This window comes from Collinsella sp. LCP19S3_H3 (assembly GCF_052119145.1).
Taxonomy (GTDB): Bacteria; Actinomycetota; Coriobacteriia; order Coriobacteriales; family Coriobacteriaceae; genus Collinsella.
In genome coordinates this window covers 11,653-27,225 of record NZ_JBQKFW010000004.1, presented here as the reverse complement: position 1 = coordinate 27,225, position 15,573 = coordinate 11,653, and the positions used below count along the sequence as shown (strand labels likewise).

Genomic DNA, 15,573 nt, shown 5'->3' with positions numbered 1-15,573 from the left:
ATGACCGAACGTTCCCGGAGCGGTAAGACCGCTTGGGACAAGGAGAAAACCCGCGAGCTGTTTCGTCGCTACAAAGAGACCGGTGATCCGGACGCCCGCGAGCAGCTCGTCATGTCCCATATGAACCTGGTAAGGTTTCTTGCCAACAAATTTAAGAATCGCGGCGAGCCGCTCGACGACCTCATGCAGGTCGGCTATCTGGGTTTGCTCAAGGCTATCGACCGCTTTGACCCCGAGCGCGGACTTGAGTTCACCACGTTTGCCACGCCCACCATCTTGGGTGAGATCAAGCGTCACTTCCGCGACAAGGGTTGGAGTGTGCGCGTTCCGCGTCGCCTACAGGAGCTCTCTGCCAAGGTTAACCAGGCCACCGACAAGCTCACTAACGAGCTGCAGCGCTCGCCTAAGGTTGAGGAAATCGCTGAGTACCTAGACGTGACCGTTGACGAGGTGCTGGAGGCCATGGAATCGTCCTCGGCCTATACCTCGGTGCCCATCGAGGCCCCCGGTGCGTCCGATTCTGACGACGCGCCTTCAATTCTCGACCGTTACGCCGACGACGACAACGAGCTCGACTTTACCGATGACCGCCTGGTGATTGAGGAGGCCATCCGCGATTTCTCGCCGCGCGAGCGCGAGGTTATCGAGCTGCGTTTCGTAAAGGGCATGACCCAGATCGAGATCGCCAAGAAGCTGGGCATCTCGCAGGTGCAGGTCTCGCGCCTGCTGCGCCGTACCCTTAAGAAGGTTCAGGACAAGATCGACCCCGACGGAGTGATGGTTCGTTAATGAGTGAACACCCCCAACAAACCGATCGCGCGCTGCGCGATACCCGTATTCTGACGCTTCGCATTTGGGCCGTCGTCGGCTGCATTGTCATCGCCGCCGTCATCTTTAACCTTATGGGTATCTTGGCGCCGGTTATCGAGTTTCTAGCTGTCGGTTCCATCATCGCTTTTGTGATGTCGCCGATCACTAACTGGCTCGAGCATCACGGCGTCAACCGTGGCATTGGTTCGCTTATCGCGCTGATCGTGGTCGTTGCTGTGCTCGTCGGTGTCGTTTGCATCTTGTCGCCGATTCTCTTTGGCCAGATCATGGAAGTCTTGAGCCGCCTGCCTGAGCAGCTTCGTGTTGCGGGCGGTGATCTCAACGAGATGGTCTCGCATGCCAAGACGCTCAACAACACGCCGCTCAAAGAGTATCTGGACGATAATCTTTCTTCGCTGGTTACCGTGGCGTCCAAGTATGTATCTCAGATTGCCGCCGAGCTTGGTCGCGGTGTATTCCCGTTCATTACCAATACGGCCTCGCAGCTGTTCGTCATCTTCCTCGGTCTGGTGCTTGCCTATTGGCTGGCCTGCGACTATCCCCGTATGCACCACGAGGTCTGCACCATCATCGGGCAGGAAAAGGAGACCTCGTACCGCTTTATGGTTGCGATTCTTTCGCGCTCGGTCGGCGGTTATATGCGTGGCATGGTCGTGACGTCCATCTGCGGTGGCATCCTCGCCTTTATCGGCTTTACGCTCATTGGCCATCCCTACGCGGCACTCATGGCCATCTTTACGGGCATTATGCACTTGGTTCCTGTTGTCGGTCCCTGGGTGAGCGCGGCGATCGCCACGGTGCTCGGCTTTATGTTCAGCCCGATGCTGGCTTTGTGGACTTTGGTCGTGACCATGGTGGCGCAAAATGTCACTGACAACGTCATTTCGCCTAAGGTCATGCAGAGCTCGGTCCAGGTGCATCCCATCATGAGCCTGACGGCCCTCGTTATCGGTTCGGCGCTTATGGGCGCCATCGGCATGGTCATCGCCATTCCGCTGTGCGCGGCCCTCAAGGGCATTTTCGTCTACTACTTTGAGAACGAGACCGGCCGTCAGCTCGTGGCATACGACGGCGCCGTGTTTAAGGGCACGCCGTATCGCGATACTGAGGGTAACCCGGTTGCCGCCTATGACGCGCTTGGAGACGATACATTCATCTATGAGTCCGAGCTCATCGGTAACGAGACTGCGCCCGAGGCCCAGGCCATGCCCAGGCCCGAGCTCGATAACCCCTGGATCAAGCTCTCGGGCCTTCAGCCCGATGCTACGGGCTTTTTCAAGAATCCCTTCGCCAAAGATGACGATTCCAACTCGGACGACGATACCAATACCGGCATCGACGGTTCCATGGACGATGATGAGCAGTAAGCCATTTCAAGTTCAAGTTCATAGGCAATAACGTGCAAATTCGCTGGAGGGTCGCTGTTTGGCGACCCTCTTTTTTGCACTTGCGCGGTGGGATGGTAATATCGTTACGTTTGAACTGTTTCGATGTGAAACCGAGGAGATTCCCTCTATGAGTGCTGACTACCCGTCAATGACTACGGCTGAGATTCGCTCTAAGTTCCTCAACTTCTTTGAGGAGCGCGGTCTTAAGCTCTATCCTTCTTCGTCCCTCGTCCCCGACGATCCTTCGCTGCTGCTTGCCAACGCCGGCATGAACCAGTTTAAGGAGTATTACCAGGGCAAGAAGACCATGAAGGAGATCGGCGCTATCTCCTGCCAGAAGTGCGTCCGCACCAACGACATCGACTGCATCGGCGAGGATGGCCGTCACCTGTCCTTCTTTGAGATGCTCGGCGACTTCTCCTTTGGCGGCGTCTCCAAGCAGCAGGCCTGCGCTTGGGCCTTTGAGCTCATCACCAAGGAGTTCAAGCTGCCGCTCGACCGCCTGTACTTCACCGTCTTTACCGAGGACGACGAGACCCATGACGTGTGGCGCTCTCTGGGCGTTGCCGAGGATCACATCTCGCGTCTGGGCGAGGACGACAACTTCTGGGCCGCCGGCCCCACCGGCCCCTGCGGTCCGTGCTCCGAGATCTACTTTGACATGGGCGAGGAGGTCGGCTGCGGCAGCCCCGACTGCAAGCCCGGCTGCGACTGCGACCGCTTCCTGGAGTTCTGGAACCTCGTCTTTACCCAGTACGACCGCCAGGAGGACGGCTCCATGCCGGAGCTGCCGCACCGCAACCTCGATACGGGCATGGGCCTGGAGCGCATGGCCGCTATCATGCAGCACAAGACCGCCAACTACGACGGCGATCTGATGCAGCACCTCATCAAGCTGGGCGAGGAGATCAGCGGCAAGACCTATGACGCCGACGATTACTCCGGTGCCAGCCGCTCGCTGCGTATCATCGCCGATCACTCCCGTGCCGTCGACTTCATGATCTCGGACGGCATCCTCCCCGGTAACGAGGGCCGCGAGTACGTCCTTCGCCGCCTGCTCCGCCGCGCCGTGTTCCACGGTCGCCTGCTGGGTATCGAGGGCGCCTTCCTGACCAAGTTCATCGACGAGGTCAACGCTCAGATGGGCGAGGCCTATCCCGAGCTGCTCAAGAACGTCGCGCTCGTCAAGGGTATCGTCGCTTCCGAGGAGGAGCGCTTCTCCACGACGCTCGACAACGGCCGCGTTTACCTGGACGAGGCCCTGGCCGCGCTCGCCGACGGCGCTGTCCTTCCGGGCGATGTTGCCTTTAAGCTGCATGACACCTTTGGTTTCCCCATCGACCTGACCGTCGAGATCGCCGGCACCGCTGGCCACGACGTCGACATGGACGGCTTTACCGCCTGCATGGAGGACCAGAAGGCCCGCGCCCGCGCCAATGCCAAGGGCGACGCCTGGGGCAGCTTCAACGACGTGTGGGTCGAGCTTTCCGACAAAGTTGCCGCGACCGAGTTCGACGGCTATGACAACGACGTCATCGAGGGCGCCAAGGTTGTCGCTATTGTTCGCAACGGCGAGTCCGTAGAGTCCGCCGCTGCGGACGAAGATGTCGAGGTTGTGCTCGACCGTACCCCGTTCTATGCCGAGATGGGCGGCCAGCAGGGCGACGCCGGTGAGCTTTCTGCCGAGGGCGTTGCGCTGACGGTTTCCGATACCAAGAACCACAACGGCCTGTATGCCCACGTCGCCCACGTTGCCGAGGGTACGCTGACCGTCGGTGCCACCGTGACCGCCGCGCTCGACGCCGAGCGTCGTGGCTTCCTGCGCCGCAACCACACCGCCACGCACCTGCTCGACGCCGCCCTTAAGCAGGTCCTGGGCGAGCATGTCTCCCAGGCCGGCTCGCTGGTGACGCCCGAGCACCTGCGCTTTGACTTCACGCACTTTGAGGCCCTGTCCTCCGAGCAGCTCAAGGCTGTCGAGGACCTGGTCAACCAGCAGATCTTCGCTTCCAAGCCGGTCGTTACCCGCGTCATGGGCATCGATGAGGCCAAGGCCGCCGGTGCTGTCGCCCTCTTTGGCGAGAAGTACGGCGACGTTGTCCGCGTTGTCTCCGTGGGCGCCGAGGACCAGCCGTTCTCCCGTGAGCTTTGCGGTGGCACCCATGCCGCCAACACTGCCGAGATCGGCCTGTTCAAGATCATTTCCGAGTCCTCCACGGGCTCCAACGTCCGCCGTATCGAGGCCGTGACCTCCAAGGGCGCTCTCGATTACATGGCCGACCGCCTGGCACTCGTTGACGCCGCTGCCGCTGCGCTCAAGTGCCGCGTTGACGAGGTTCCCGCCCGCGTGGAGAACCTGCAGGCCGAGCTGCGCGAGACGTCCAATAAGCTCAAGAAGGCCCTGACCGGTGGCTCCTCCGACGCTATCTCCAATGCTATCGAGGGAGCCGTCGAGCTCGATGGCTACAAGCTCGTCGTCGCTGAACTTCAGGGTCTCGAGGCCACCGATTTGCGCAACGTCTGGGATACCGTGCACCAGAAGGTCGCTGGCCCCGTTGCCTGCGTCGTCGCCAGCGTGACCGAGAAGGGCACCCCGGCGCTGCTCGCCGCCGGCTCCGATGACGCCGTCAAGGCCGGTTTCCATGCCGGCAATGTGATCAAGCAGATTGCGGGCCTGGTCGACGGTCGCGGTGGCGGCCGTCCCAACATGGCCCAGGCCGGTGGCAAGAATGCTGCCGGTATCGCCGATGCCCTCGCGGCCGCTAAGACCGCGCTGGGCGCCTAAGAACCTAGGTTGTCGCTGTGGTCGCGCTCGCACTGGACATAGGGGAGACCAGGATTGGCATCGCCGTCTCGAGCCGTGATGGCAAGATGGCGATGCCTGTCAAGGTACTCCCGGCCGCCGAGGTCACCGGTATGGCCAAGACGTTCCGTTACCTGGTCGAGGACTATGAGCCCGACATCCTGGTAAGTGGACGTCCCTTGACCATGGCCGGTGAGCCTGGCCCCCAGGCCGAGCGCGTTGCCGCCGTGGCGCAAAAGATCGCCGACGAGCTCGATCTTCCGCTCGAGTTTGAGGACGAGCGTCTGTCCTCGCAAGAGGCAAAGCGTATCTTGCGCGAGCAGGGCCTCAACGAAAAGCAGATGAGGGGCAAGATTGACATGATTGCCGCCAGCCTGTTTTTGCAGACATGGCTCGATCGCAAAAACGAGGAGGTTTCGCATGCCTAGCGCTTCCGATCCGCGCCAGCCGAATCGTACACGTCAGCCCGCGTCGCGCCCTGCCCAGCCTGGCCAGCGTCCGGCACAGCCGACGCAGCGCGCAGCTCAGCCTGGCGCGCGCCCGGTGCAGTCCTTCGCTCGTTCGGCCCAACCTGCTCAACGGACGGGTCAGCAGCCTTCTGCTCGTTCGGTTCAGCATCCGGCTTCTCGCGCGGCTCAGCAGCCCACTGCTCGTACGGCCCAGCCTGCAGGCGGTACCCGCTTTAAGCAGCAGGCACCTGTCCGGCGAACGCAGGCTACCCAATCGCATTCGCATCATGCTCGCGGTTTGCATGGCGTTGCTCCGGCGACCCGCTCGAGCTACGACACGCGTGCTCGTCGCGGTGCTCAAAAGAAGAGTTCTCCGGTTCCCATGATCATCGGCGTTGTGGTGGCGGTGCTCGCGCTTGCTGTGATCGCTTTCTTTGTCGTGCCGGCCGTCAAGGGCTTCTTTGCCGGTGAGGATACGAAGGTTACGGCTGGTCAGCAGGTTACGGTGACCATTCCCGACGGTGCTTCGGGCGATACCATCGCCTCGATCCTCTCCGAGAACCATATCGTCGAAAATCCCAAGGATTACTATGCGGCGGTCAAAAAGCTCAATGCCGATATGTCGCTCAAGCCTGGTACCTATTCGTTCACCACATTCATGGATGCGACCAAGGTTGTTCAGCAGCTCATGGAAGGCCCCAATGCGGGCTCCAATGCGCTTACTATTCCCGAGGGTCTAACGGTCGATCAAGTCGCCGACCGTGTGGCCCAGGCCTACGACAGCATCTCTAAGGAAGACTTCCTCAACCAGGCCAAGGCCTCCAACTACGTGGACGACTATAGCTTCCTTAAGGGCGCTGCCAACGATTCGCTCGAGGGTTTTCTGTTCCCCAAGACCTATTCGCTGGGCAAGGACCCGAGCGCCGATGACGTTATCCGCGCCATGCTCGATCAGTTCAACACCGAGTACAAGTCTCTCGATTTTGCCGGGTGCGAGGCCAAGATCAAAGAGCGTTACGGCGTGGAGATGTCCGATTACGACATCATCAATCTCGCTTCCATCGTTGAGCGCGAGGGTCTCAACGCCGAGCAGCGCGCACATGTCGCCTCGGTCTTCTACAACCGCCTTGCCGGCAAGCTCGACGGTCTGCGTTATCTCAACAGCGATGCGACCATGATGTATGTCACCGGTGGCGAGGTTTCCGCCGACGACCTGCAGAGCGATAGTCTGTACAACACCTATAAGCACGAGGGTCTGCCACCCACGCCCATCTGCTCCCCGTCGCTCGAGGCACTCAAGGCCACGCTTGAGCCGACCGACTCCGATGACCTGTATTTCTACATTACGCAGGACGAGGAGTACTTCTCGCAAACCTACGAAGAGCACCAACAGTCTTGGAATTAAACATGAGGATTTTCAGCCCCAAACGATATGTTGCATCCGTCGACCGCATCGACCTTGATACCCTGTGGGCCGACGGCAAACGCGCCATTCTGCTCGATCGCGATAACACCCTGGTGCCGCGCGACACCGAGCAGGTTCCCGCCGCGGTTTCCGCTTGGCTCGACGCCGCCCGTGCCAAAGGCTTTAAGCTGTGCATGGTGTCTAACAACTGGCATCGCGACCAGGTCATGAGCTCTGCGCGCGAGTTGGGACTCGAGGCCATTAGCCACGCCATGAAGCCGGCTCCGTTTGCCCTCAAGGCGGGTCTTAAGCGCCTCGGCGCCACGGCCGACGAGGCGGTGCTGATCGGTGATCAGCTCTACACGGACGTGTGGAGCGGCAATTTCGCCGGCGTCGATACCATCCTGGTAAAGCCGCAGGCCACTCAGGACCTGTGGTATACGCAGATCTTCCGTATCTTTGAGCGCCGGGCCCTGCGCGACCTTCCCTGCGAGGAATAGGTCTCGCTATGTCCCAGCACACCAAACACGGCTGCGACCATATCTTCTTTATCGGCTTTTTGGGCGCGGGCAAATCGACGCTTGCGCGCAACGTGGGCACTATGTTCAAACGTCGCTTTATCGATACCGACCGCCTTGTCGTGCGTCGTTGCGGTAAATCGGTGACCGAGATTTTTGAGACCGAGGGGGAGGAACGTTTTCGTGAGCTCGAGACCTCGGCGCTCCGTTCGCTCCAAAGCGAGCGCAGCCTGCTGGTTTCCTGCGGCGGAGGTATCGTCGAGACTCCGGTGAATATTGAGCTTATGCACCAGATGGGAATCTGTGTGTATCTCGAAGGTGACTTTGAGGATTCGATTCGCCAGATTCGTCGGTCCGACACGCGTCCCGATTTCCGTTCGCCCGAGCATGCCGCGCGCCTGTTTGAGCATCGCCGTCCGCTATATCGCCAGGCCGCCGATATTACCCTTGATATTCGCAACAAGTCCTTCGAGGACGTTTCCTACCTTTGTGCCGAGATGCTTTTGGAGCGTGGGCTGCTATGATTCGCCGTCAACTGATCAATTTCCAAAACCGCAGTGTCGATGTCCGCGTCGGATTGGGCGCGTTCGAGGAGCTGTCGCGCATGTTTGCCTCGGCTGTGGGCAAGCCTAAGCGCGCGTTGGTGGTTTGGAACGACGCCACGTCAGAGCGTTTTGGCGAGGTCGTCGAGCATGCTCTGGTTGATGCCGGTTTTGTCGTGTCGCAGCTCCCACTCGAGGTTTCGCCTGCTGGTGCCACGCTGGCCGATGCCGATGCCATCTTTGGCGCCCTATCTGCCAACGGCATTACCTGCGACGATCTGGTTGTCGCCGTTGGTGATGCCGCAACCTGCTCGGTTGTTAGCTGGTGTGCTAATCAGTGGTGCGGTCGCACCGAGTGCGCCTTGCTGCCGACAACGTTCGACGCCATGCTCACGGTCGCGACGACCATGAAGCCGCTCGTCGCCTCGTCGTCGAATGCGCTTCCCGCTATCGCGTTCCGTCCCGAATCGGGCTTGGTCGTGTGTGACCTCGACCTTGTTCGCGAGGCGGACCCCGAGGATCTCAAGCTCGGCTATGTGGTGCTTGTTGGCACCATGCTTTCGAGCAGCAAGTCCCGCTGGAATCAGTTTACCGAGACTATTCCCGAGATTCTTTCCGGCGAGGAGGTCGCGCTCGTCAATGCTGTGCAGTGGTCCCAGACCGCGCGCAAAGACGTGCTCATGGCCACGAACCCCAGTGCTCGCCATGCACTCGATTTTGGTAAGACAGGGGAGCGCACCCTTCGCGCCTGCCTGGGCGAGGCCGCGGCTAACGTTCCCGCATACCAGCTCCTTTCCGAGGGTATGCGCTTTGAGGCGCGCCTAGCACATGATGCCTGCGACTTCGATATCGACAATGTGTTTGATCTCGACGATTGCCTGGAGGACTTTGGCATCGAAGAGCTTGCCTTCGACTTGGAGCCCACCGCGTTTATCGAGGAGTTCCGCAAGCAGCAGTTTGCCCGCTCAAACCGCAGCATGCTGCCGCTGCCCGCGGCGCTCGGCGCCATTCGCCTGACAAATGTCGAGGACGAGATTCTCGAACGTCATGCGCAGGCGTATTTGGCTTCTCGCAAGGAACTTTTTTAACTTTATTGACATCCATCGTCTTTCGTATCATTTTGAGGGACGGGTTTTCAATCGGTTGCGAATCGCTTGTGGTTCGGCTATTCGTTTGAAGCCCGTCCTGCTCTTTTTGAGGACAATAAGAAAGGAATCTGAATGTCTGAGTTTGCTGCCGGTCCTGCCGGTCGTATCGAGCGTGTCCGTGCCCTGATGGTCGAGCGCGGCTACGATGCTATCGTCGTGCGCGATGAGGCCAACCTCCGTTGGCTCACGGGTGTGAAGGGCGTCTTCGATTACACCTTCGAGTTTCCGCACGCCGCATTTATTACGGCCGATCAGTGCCTGTTCCATACCGACTCGCGCTATCTCAACAGCTTTGAGGAGAACACGCCCGCCGGCAGCCCCTGGGTCTACGACATGGACGAGGGCACCATCCCCGGTTGGGTTGCCGGCAAGATCGCGGCCAACAAGTGTCGTGTCTGCGCCGTCGAGGATGACATGCAGATTAACTTTTACCAGGGTATTCAGCGTGGTCTTGAGGATCGCTCCGTCGCCTGCATGCTGCCGCTGATGCATGACGACATTCGTAAGATGCGCGCCATCAAGGATGCCGAGGAGATCGAGCTCATGCGACACGCGCAGTCGATCACCGATGCCGCCTTCCAGCACATGCTCGGCTTTATTAAGCCCGGTATGACCGAGAAGCAGGTCCGCAACGAGCTCGAGAACTTTATGTTCGCCAACGGTGCCGACAGCTTGGCCTTTGGCTCCATCGTCGCGAGCGGTCCCAACACCGCCAACCCGCATGCCGTCCCGAGCGACCGTGTCATCGAGAAGGGCGATTTCGTCCTCATGGATTATGGCGCGGGCTACTGCGACTATCGCTCCGATATGACGCGTACCGTCGTGATGGGCGAGCCCACGCAGGAACAGCTCGACCTGTACGAGCTCGTGCGCCGCACCCACGAGGAGTGCGTCGCCGCTATCCATCCGGGCGTCGAGGGTAACGATATCTTCAAGCTTTCCAAGAAGATCATCGGCGATGCCGGTTATGGCGATTACTACAACCATGGCCTGGGCCATGGTGTCGGTATCGACATCCACGAGCTGCCCAACTTCAACCGCAGCAAGAACATCATCGAGGTCGGCTCGGTTGTCACCATGGAGCCCGGCGTCTACCTGCCCGGCGTGGGCGGCGTGCGCTTGGAGGATTACGGTGTTGTCACCGAGAACGGCTATGAGCCCTTCACCAAGACCCCGCACGACTTGCACGTCATCGACTGCTAAGCCATTCAGTTTAATTTTGGAAGCGGGGCGTCCGAAATGATTCGGGCGCCCCGCGTTCTCTTTTTATGCGCTCGCCGCAGGCGCCGCCTGCAAGTGTATAATTTCGCTCGTATGTAATTTGGACGCTTGTGCGTTCTACCCATAACAAGAAAGGTCGCTATGCCTACCATTTCTACCGCCGACTTCAAGAACGGCCTCGGTCTCCGCATTAAGGACAAGGTCTACACCATCGTCGAGTTCCAGCACGTCAAGCCGGGCAAGGGCGGTGCTTTTGTGCGCTACAAGACCCGCGATATCAAGAGCGGTCGTGTCGTCGAGAACACCTGCAACGCCGGTACCAAGTTCGAGAGCGTCATGCTCACCACCCGTGAGTTCCAGTACCTCTACAACGACGGCGCCGACTACATCTTCATGGACAACGAGTCCTACGAGCAGGTTCCCGTTCCCGAGGACATGGTGGGCGAGAACTCCAAGTGGCTGCGCGAGAACGACACCTGCCAGCTGCTCTTCGCCGACGACGAGCTCATGGGCGTGACCCCGCCGATGTTCATCGAGACCACCATCGTCCAGACCGACCCGGGCTTTAAGGGCGACACCGTTCAGGGTTCCACCAAGCCGGCCACCATCGACACCGGTGCTGTCATCCAGGTCCCGATGTACCTCAACGAGGGCGAGGTCATCAAGGTTGACACCCGCGACGGCAAGTTCGTCTCCCGCGTCTAGCAACCAACTCTTCTAGGAGGACTCATGCCCCAGGAAATCAAGATTGACGGCATCGGTATTTCGCCCGATGTTCTGACCGCCATCGTCTCGCGCGCCGTCACGGATGTCGAGGGCATCGCCTCCGTGGGCGTCAAGGACCTTGCCACCAACCTTGTCTCCATGATGCTTTCGTCCAAGGCCCCGGCTTCCGAGCCGCCGGTAGAGGCCGAGGTCATCGGCGACAAGCTCGCACTCACCGTGCGCGTCGTGGTGTTCTTTGGCTATCCGTTCAAGAAACTCGCCGAGGCCGTTCGCTCCGCCGTGGTCGCAGCTATCGATGCCCAGGTAGGCGTCGAGGTCGAGCGCGTTGACGTTTGCATCGACGGCCTCGTTTTCCCCAAGGAGTAACCTTTGAGCCTTAAGGTTTATCGCGGGCGTACGCTTGCCCGCAGTCAGGCGCTGCAGCTGCTGTTCCAGGCCGAGGCCACGGACAGCCCGCTCGAGCGCGTCCTCGAGGGCGATTTCCTGATCTCGAAGGGTCCCCTCGACCCCTACGCTCTGGAGCTGTGCCGCGGTGCCTACGAGTATATCGACCGCATCGACTGCGCCCTGCGCTCCATCGCCAAGAACTGGGATCTTATGCGCATGCCCGGCGCCGATCGCAATCTGCTGCGTATCGCCGTCTATGAGATGCGCTTCCTCACCGACGAGGAGGTCTCGGACGCCATCGTGATCAACGAGGCTGTAGAGCTTGCCAAGGCCTATGGCACCGACCAGTCCGCGTCGTTTGTCAATGGCGTGCTGGGCAAGATCGCGCGTAGCGAGGAGCTGCCGGGCGAGGACCTGTATCAGGAGCTGCTGGCCGAGGACCGCGCCCGCGAGGAGGCCCAGGCCGCCGAGGCTGCCGCCAAGGTTGCCGCCGCTCAGGCTGCGGCCGGCGTTCTCGACGAGGGTGCCGAGGTCACCGAGGTCGAGACCGGTACCGTCGAGGAGTAGCCATGCCAGAGGGTTCCGTCCGCAACTTCGACGAGATCTCGGACCGCTTGGACCAGATTATCGCTACCGTTCGCTCCAAGGATACGTCCTTGGAGCGTTCGCTCGATTTGTTTGACGAGGCGATCGAACTTGGCTCCCGTGCGGTCGATATGGTCGACAAGTTTGAGTTGACGCCTCGTGAGGCCGATAAGCTCGAGCAGGAATACGATGAGGATGCGGCAAACGAATCCCAGGATAGCCAGGCCGCGTCTCCGGATACGAATGGTTGATGGCATTCATGAAACGCGTGCGTCTCGATGACGAACTGATTTCACAGGGCATCTGCGCCGACCGCGCGGATGCCCTTCGCACTCTTATGGCCGGCTCGGTCTCGAGTGGCGGCGAGCGTTTGACCTCGCCGGGCCTTAAGGTGGCGCCCGGTCTGCCCCTGCACGTGAAGGGCCGTATTCCCTACGTGGGGCGCGGCGGGCTTAAGCTCGAGGGCGCGCTCGATGCGTTTGGGATCGATCCCCTGGGACTTGCTTGCCTCGATGTGGGCTGCTCCACGGGCGGCTTTACCGATTGCCTGCTCAAGCGTGGCGCCGCAACGGTCGTTTCGGTCGATGTGGGTCGCGCTCAGTTTGATTGGTCGCTTCGCCAAGACGAGCGCGTGAGGCTCCATGAGCGCACCAACGTGACACAGCTGCCCGAGCTTGGCTACGGCGGCGCTATCGACTTGGCTGTCTGCGATGTGTCGTTTACGAGTATCGCGAATATCATCGACGCCGTGTTGGCGTGCCTGAAGCCTTCGGGTTCGTTCTGCACGCTCGTAAAGCCGCAGTTTGAGGCGCCGGCTGCGCTGGTGGGCGAGGGCGGTATCGTGACCGACCCCTCCGTCCGCCGCGATACGCTTGTGGCGGCGATTGAGCTCTTTGCCGCCAAGGGCCTGTTCCCGCTCGACGTGTGCGTGTCGCCCATCCATGGCGCCAAGGGCAACGTCGAATTTTTCCTGTACGGCACGAGGTTTTCCTCTGGCGAGCGTGCCGACGATGAGCTGCAATCACAGGTAACGGCTTTGAGCGAGAAAGCTGCAACGCTATGAAGGTCTTTCTGGTTCCCAATTACTACAAGCAAGAGGCGGTCGAGAGCGGCTTGATGCTCGAGCTTTGGCTTTCGCGCCAGGGCTACGAGGTTGCATGGGCTGCCGATCAGCGTTCCAAGATCCAGCGTGCGCCCGATGTTGACGATGCCGACCTGGTCATTACGCTCGGCGGCGACGGCACGCTGTTGCGGGCCGCCCGCATTCTCAACTACCGCGAGATTCCCATTCTGGGCCTTTCCTATGGTCATTTGGGTTTTTTGACGGCTGCGAGCCCCGAGGATCGCGATATTTTGCAGGTCGTGAGCGATGCCCTTTCCGGTGAGCTCCATGTGAGTCGCCGCGCCACCCTCGCCGCGGATATCGTTTCGGTGCGCGAAGATGGCACGAAGGATGTCGTGCGCACGTTTGCCCTTAACGATATGGCGCTTACGCGCGGGCCCCTGTCCGATATGGTTGAGTTCGACATCACGGTGTCCGGCCATCATATCGACCGCCTGCGCGGTGACGGCGTCGTCGTTTCGACAGCGACCGGTTCCACCGGCTACGCGCTTTCCGCCGGCGGCCCCATCGTCAGTCCCGATTACACGGGCATGGTTTGCGTGCCCATCGCCCCACATACCATTCAGGCTCGCGCCTTTTTGACCTCGCCAAGCGATGTCGTCGAGATTTTTATGTCCGATGACCGCCCGAGCGTGCCTGCGATCGCCATCGATGGACAGTTTATTACCTGCGATGGCACGGTCGAGAGCGTGGCCGTGCGTCGCGGTCCCGGCGATGTTCTGCTGCTGGATTACGGCCCCGAGAGCTTCTATAACTCGGTGAGCCGCGTGTTCTACGGAGTTCGTCATGATCGATGAGCTGCAGGTTTCCAACATTGCCCTCATTCGCGAGGCGACGTTGGTTCCGAGCGCGGGCTTAACGGTTCTGACCGGAGAAACCGGCGCCGGTAAGACTGCGTTGCTCTCGGCGCTTAAACTCATTCTGGGCGAGCGCGCGGATTCGTCGACGGTGCGCGAGGGCGAGACGCTTGCCAACGTCGAGGCGCGCCTGTTTGACGGCCCGCACGACACGGAGGGCTTCACCGTTCAGCGCAGCCTTTCTGCCGAGGGTCGCAGCCGCGTAAAAATTGACGGCCGCATCGCCAGCGTGCGTGAGCTTTCGGAGCGTGTCGGTGTGATGATGGATCTTTGCGGCCAGCACGAGCACCAGCGCCTGCTCGACCCTGCGCATCATGTTGCCATGGTCGATGCATGGGCGGGGCGCCCGGCGCTCGAGGCGCTCGATCGCTATCGTGCTTGCCTTAAGGCATCGCGCGCGGCTGCCAAAGAGGTCCGTCGCGTCGAAGAGGCCTCACGCGCGCAGGGGAGTCGTGTCGAGGAAGCGCGCTTCGCTCTGGAGCGCATCGCCGAGGTCGACCCCAAGCCGGGTGAGTATGAGGAGCTCGAGGAGCTGCTGCCGCGCTCCGAGCATGCTGAGGTGTTGGTGGCAACGGCCAACGATGCCCATGCGTCGCTTGCTGCCGAAGGGGGAGCACTCGATGCCGTGAACAGCGCCGTGGCGGAGCTTTCGCGCATGGCTACTGTCGATCGCAAGTTGGGTGATATCGCCGATGCGCTTTCGGATGCCTGCATCTCGCTCGAGGATTGTGCCAACGAGCTGCGTGCCTATCGAGATGGGGTCGCCTTCGACCCGCGCGAGCATGCTCGTATGCGCGAGCGGTATTCCGACCTTAAGGGACTTTTGCGTCAGTGGGGTCCCACCATGGACGACGTGTTTGCCATGCGCGATAGCTCCCGAGAGCTGTTGTCGCTGGTAGACGATGGTGATGAGCAGATTAAGAAGGCGCGCGAAGCGCTTGGCGCGGCGGAGCGCGAACTGTTCGCCGCCGCCAAGGCACTTAAGCGTGCACGCAATACGGCAGCCCCGCGCTTTTGTCACGAGGTTGGCCGTCAGATGGCGCGCCTGGAGATGGGCGGCGCCGAGCTCGTTTGGGACTCGCGCGATCTTCCGCGCGCCGAGTGGACGCCGGCGGGCCCTTCGAGCTACGAGCTTTTGTATCGTAGCGGTGCCGGATTGACGCCGCGCCCCCTGCGCCGCATTGCGTCTGGCGGCGAGCTGAGCCGTGTCATGTTGGCGAGCAAGGTTGTTTTGGGTAACGCGGACGGCGTGGATACGTTGGTGTTCGACGAGGTCGATGCCGGTGTTGGTGGCTCTACTGCACGCGCCCTTGCGAGCGTTCTGGCAGATCTTGCCGCAACGCATCAGGTGATTGTCGTAACGCACCTGGCGCAGGTCGCCGTCATGGCCGACAAACATTACGTGGTGAGCAAAGAGCCCGGCGACGTTCCCCAAACCCATCTGGATGAGGTGGCCGGGGACGCCCGTACCGCAGAGATCGCCCGTATGCTGAGCGGCGATCAATCGGAGGCGAGCTTGGCCCACGCTAAGCAGATGCTCGAGGAAGCGCGTGCTTAGGCCGAGCCGTTACATGTATGTTCGACCCGGCC

The 15,573-nt window shown here is 60.7% G+C and carries 16 protein-coding genes; all 16 read left to right on the top strand.

Annotated elements, in window-relative coordinates; translation table 11 throughout:
- Positions 1–789, top strand: coding sequence for an RNA polymerase sigma factor SigF (locus ACTQZF_RS02875; RefSeq protein ID WP_441554506.1), 789 nt, complete (start codon positions 1–3; stop codon positions 787–789).
- Positions 789–2,198: an AI-2E family transporter gene (locus tag ACTQZF_RS02870; protein WP_427747351.1), complete on the top strand. Its 1,410-nt coding sequence runs from the start codon at positions 789–791 to the stop codon at positions 2,196–2,198. The genes ACTQZF_RS02875 and ACTQZF_RS02870 overlap by 1 nt, the downstream gene beginning before the upstream one ends.
- 148 nt (positions 2,199–2,346) lie before the next feature.
- Positions 2,347–5,004 carry an alanine--tRNA ligase gene (alaS, locus tag ACTQZF_RS02865; RefSeq protein WP_441554505.1) on the top strand — a complete coding sequence of 886 codons (2,658 nt, stop codon included), beginning with the start codon at positions 2,347–2,349 and terminating at the stop codon, positions 5,002–5,004.
- 17 nt (positions 5,005–5,021) lie between these two features.
- Positions 5,022–5,450: a Holliday junction resolvase RuvX gene (ruvX, locus tag ACTQZF_RS02860; protein WP_035138185.1), complete on the top strand. Its 429-nt coding sequence runs from the start codon at positions 5,022–5,024 to the stop codon at positions 5,448–5,450.
- Entirely contained in the window at positions 5,443–6,876 is a 1,434-nt protein-coding gene (gene mltG, locus ACTQZF_RS02855; protein ID WP_441554504.1) for an endolytic transglycosylase MltG, read from the top strand. The genes ruvX and mltG overlap by 8 nt, the downstream gene beginning before the upstream one ends.
- Before the next feature lie 2 nt (positions 6,877–6,878).
- Positions 6,879–7,376: a YqeG family HAD IIIA-type phosphatase gene (locus ACTQZF_RS02850; RefSeq protein ID WP_117646451.1), complete on the top strand. Its 498-nt coding sequence runs from the start codon at positions 6,879–6,881 to the stop codon at positions 7,374–7,376.
- Positions 7,377–7,384: 8 nt separating this feature from the next.
- A complete protein-coding gene (locus tag ACTQZF_RS02845; RefSeq protein WP_154515515.1) occupies positions 7,385–7,918 on the top strand; it encodes a shikimate kinase in 534 nt (177 codons plus the stop codon).
- Complete coding sequence (locus ACTQZF_RS02840; RefSeq protein WP_441554503.1) at positions 7,915–9,024, top strand: hypothetical protein; 1,110 nt, start codon at positions 7,915–7,917, stop codon at positions 9,022–9,024. The genes ACTQZF_RS02845 and ACTQZF_RS02840 overlap by 4 nt, the downstream gene beginning before the upstream one ends.
- A gap of 132 nt (positions 9,025–9,156) precedes the next feature.
- Positions 9,157–10,287, top strand: a complete 1,131-nt coding sequence (locus ACTQZF_RS02835) for a M24 family metallopeptidase (RefSeq protein WP_154515521.1) — start codon at positions 9,157–9,159, stop codon at positions 10,285–10,287.
- A 159-nt stretch (positions 10,288–10,446) separates the two neighbouring features.
- Positions 10,447–11,010, top strand: coding sequence for an elongation factor P (gene efp / locus ACTQZF_RS02830; protein ID WP_154515524.1), 564 nt, complete (start codon positions 10,447–10,449; stop codon positions 11,008–11,010).
- A 24-nt stretch (positions 11,011–11,034) separates the two neighbouring features.
- On the top strand, positions 11,035–11,397 hold the full coding sequence (locus ACTQZF_RS02825) for an Asp23/Gls24 family envelope stress response protein (protein ID WP_154515527.1): 363 nt from the start codon (positions 11,035–11,037) through the stop codon (positions 11,395–11,397).
- Between the two features lie 3 nt (positions 11,398–11,400).
- A complete protein-coding gene (gene nusB / locus ACTQZF_RS02820) occupies positions 11,401–11,985 on the top strand; it encodes a transcription antitermination factor NusB (RefSeq protein WP_441554502.1) in 585 nt (194 codons plus the stop codon).
- A gap of 2 nt (positions 11,986–11,987) precedes the next feature.
- Positions 11,988–12,254 (top strand): exodeoxyribonuclease VII small subunit, encoded by a 267-nt coding sequence (locus tag ACTQZF_RS02815; protein ID WP_154515533.1) that lies wholly within the window; start codon positions 11,988–11,990, stop codon positions 12,252–12,254.
- A gap of 8 nt (positions 12,255–12,262) precedes the next feature.
- Entirely contained in the window at positions 12,263–13,066 is an 804-nt protein-coding gene (locus tag ACTQZF_RS02810; protein ID WP_441554576.1) for a TlyA family RNA methyltransferase, read from the top strand.
- Positions 13,063–13,923, top strand: coding sequence for an NAD(+)/NADH kinase (locus ACTQZF_RS02805; protein WP_427728169.1), 861 nt, complete (start codon positions 13,063–13,065; stop codon positions 13,921–13,923). Before ACTQZF_RS02810 ends, ACTQZF_RS02805 begins: the two co-directional genes overlap by 4 nt.
- Positions 13,913–15,541, top strand: a complete 1,629-nt coding sequence (locus ACTQZF_RS02800) for a DNA repair protein RecN (protein ID WP_441056201.1) — start codon at positions 13,913–13,915, stop codon at positions 15,539–15,541. Before ACTQZF_RS02805 ends, ACTQZF_RS02800 begins: the two co-directional genes overlap by 11 nt.
- The last annotated feature ends 32 nt before the right edge of the window (positions 15,542–15,573 follow it).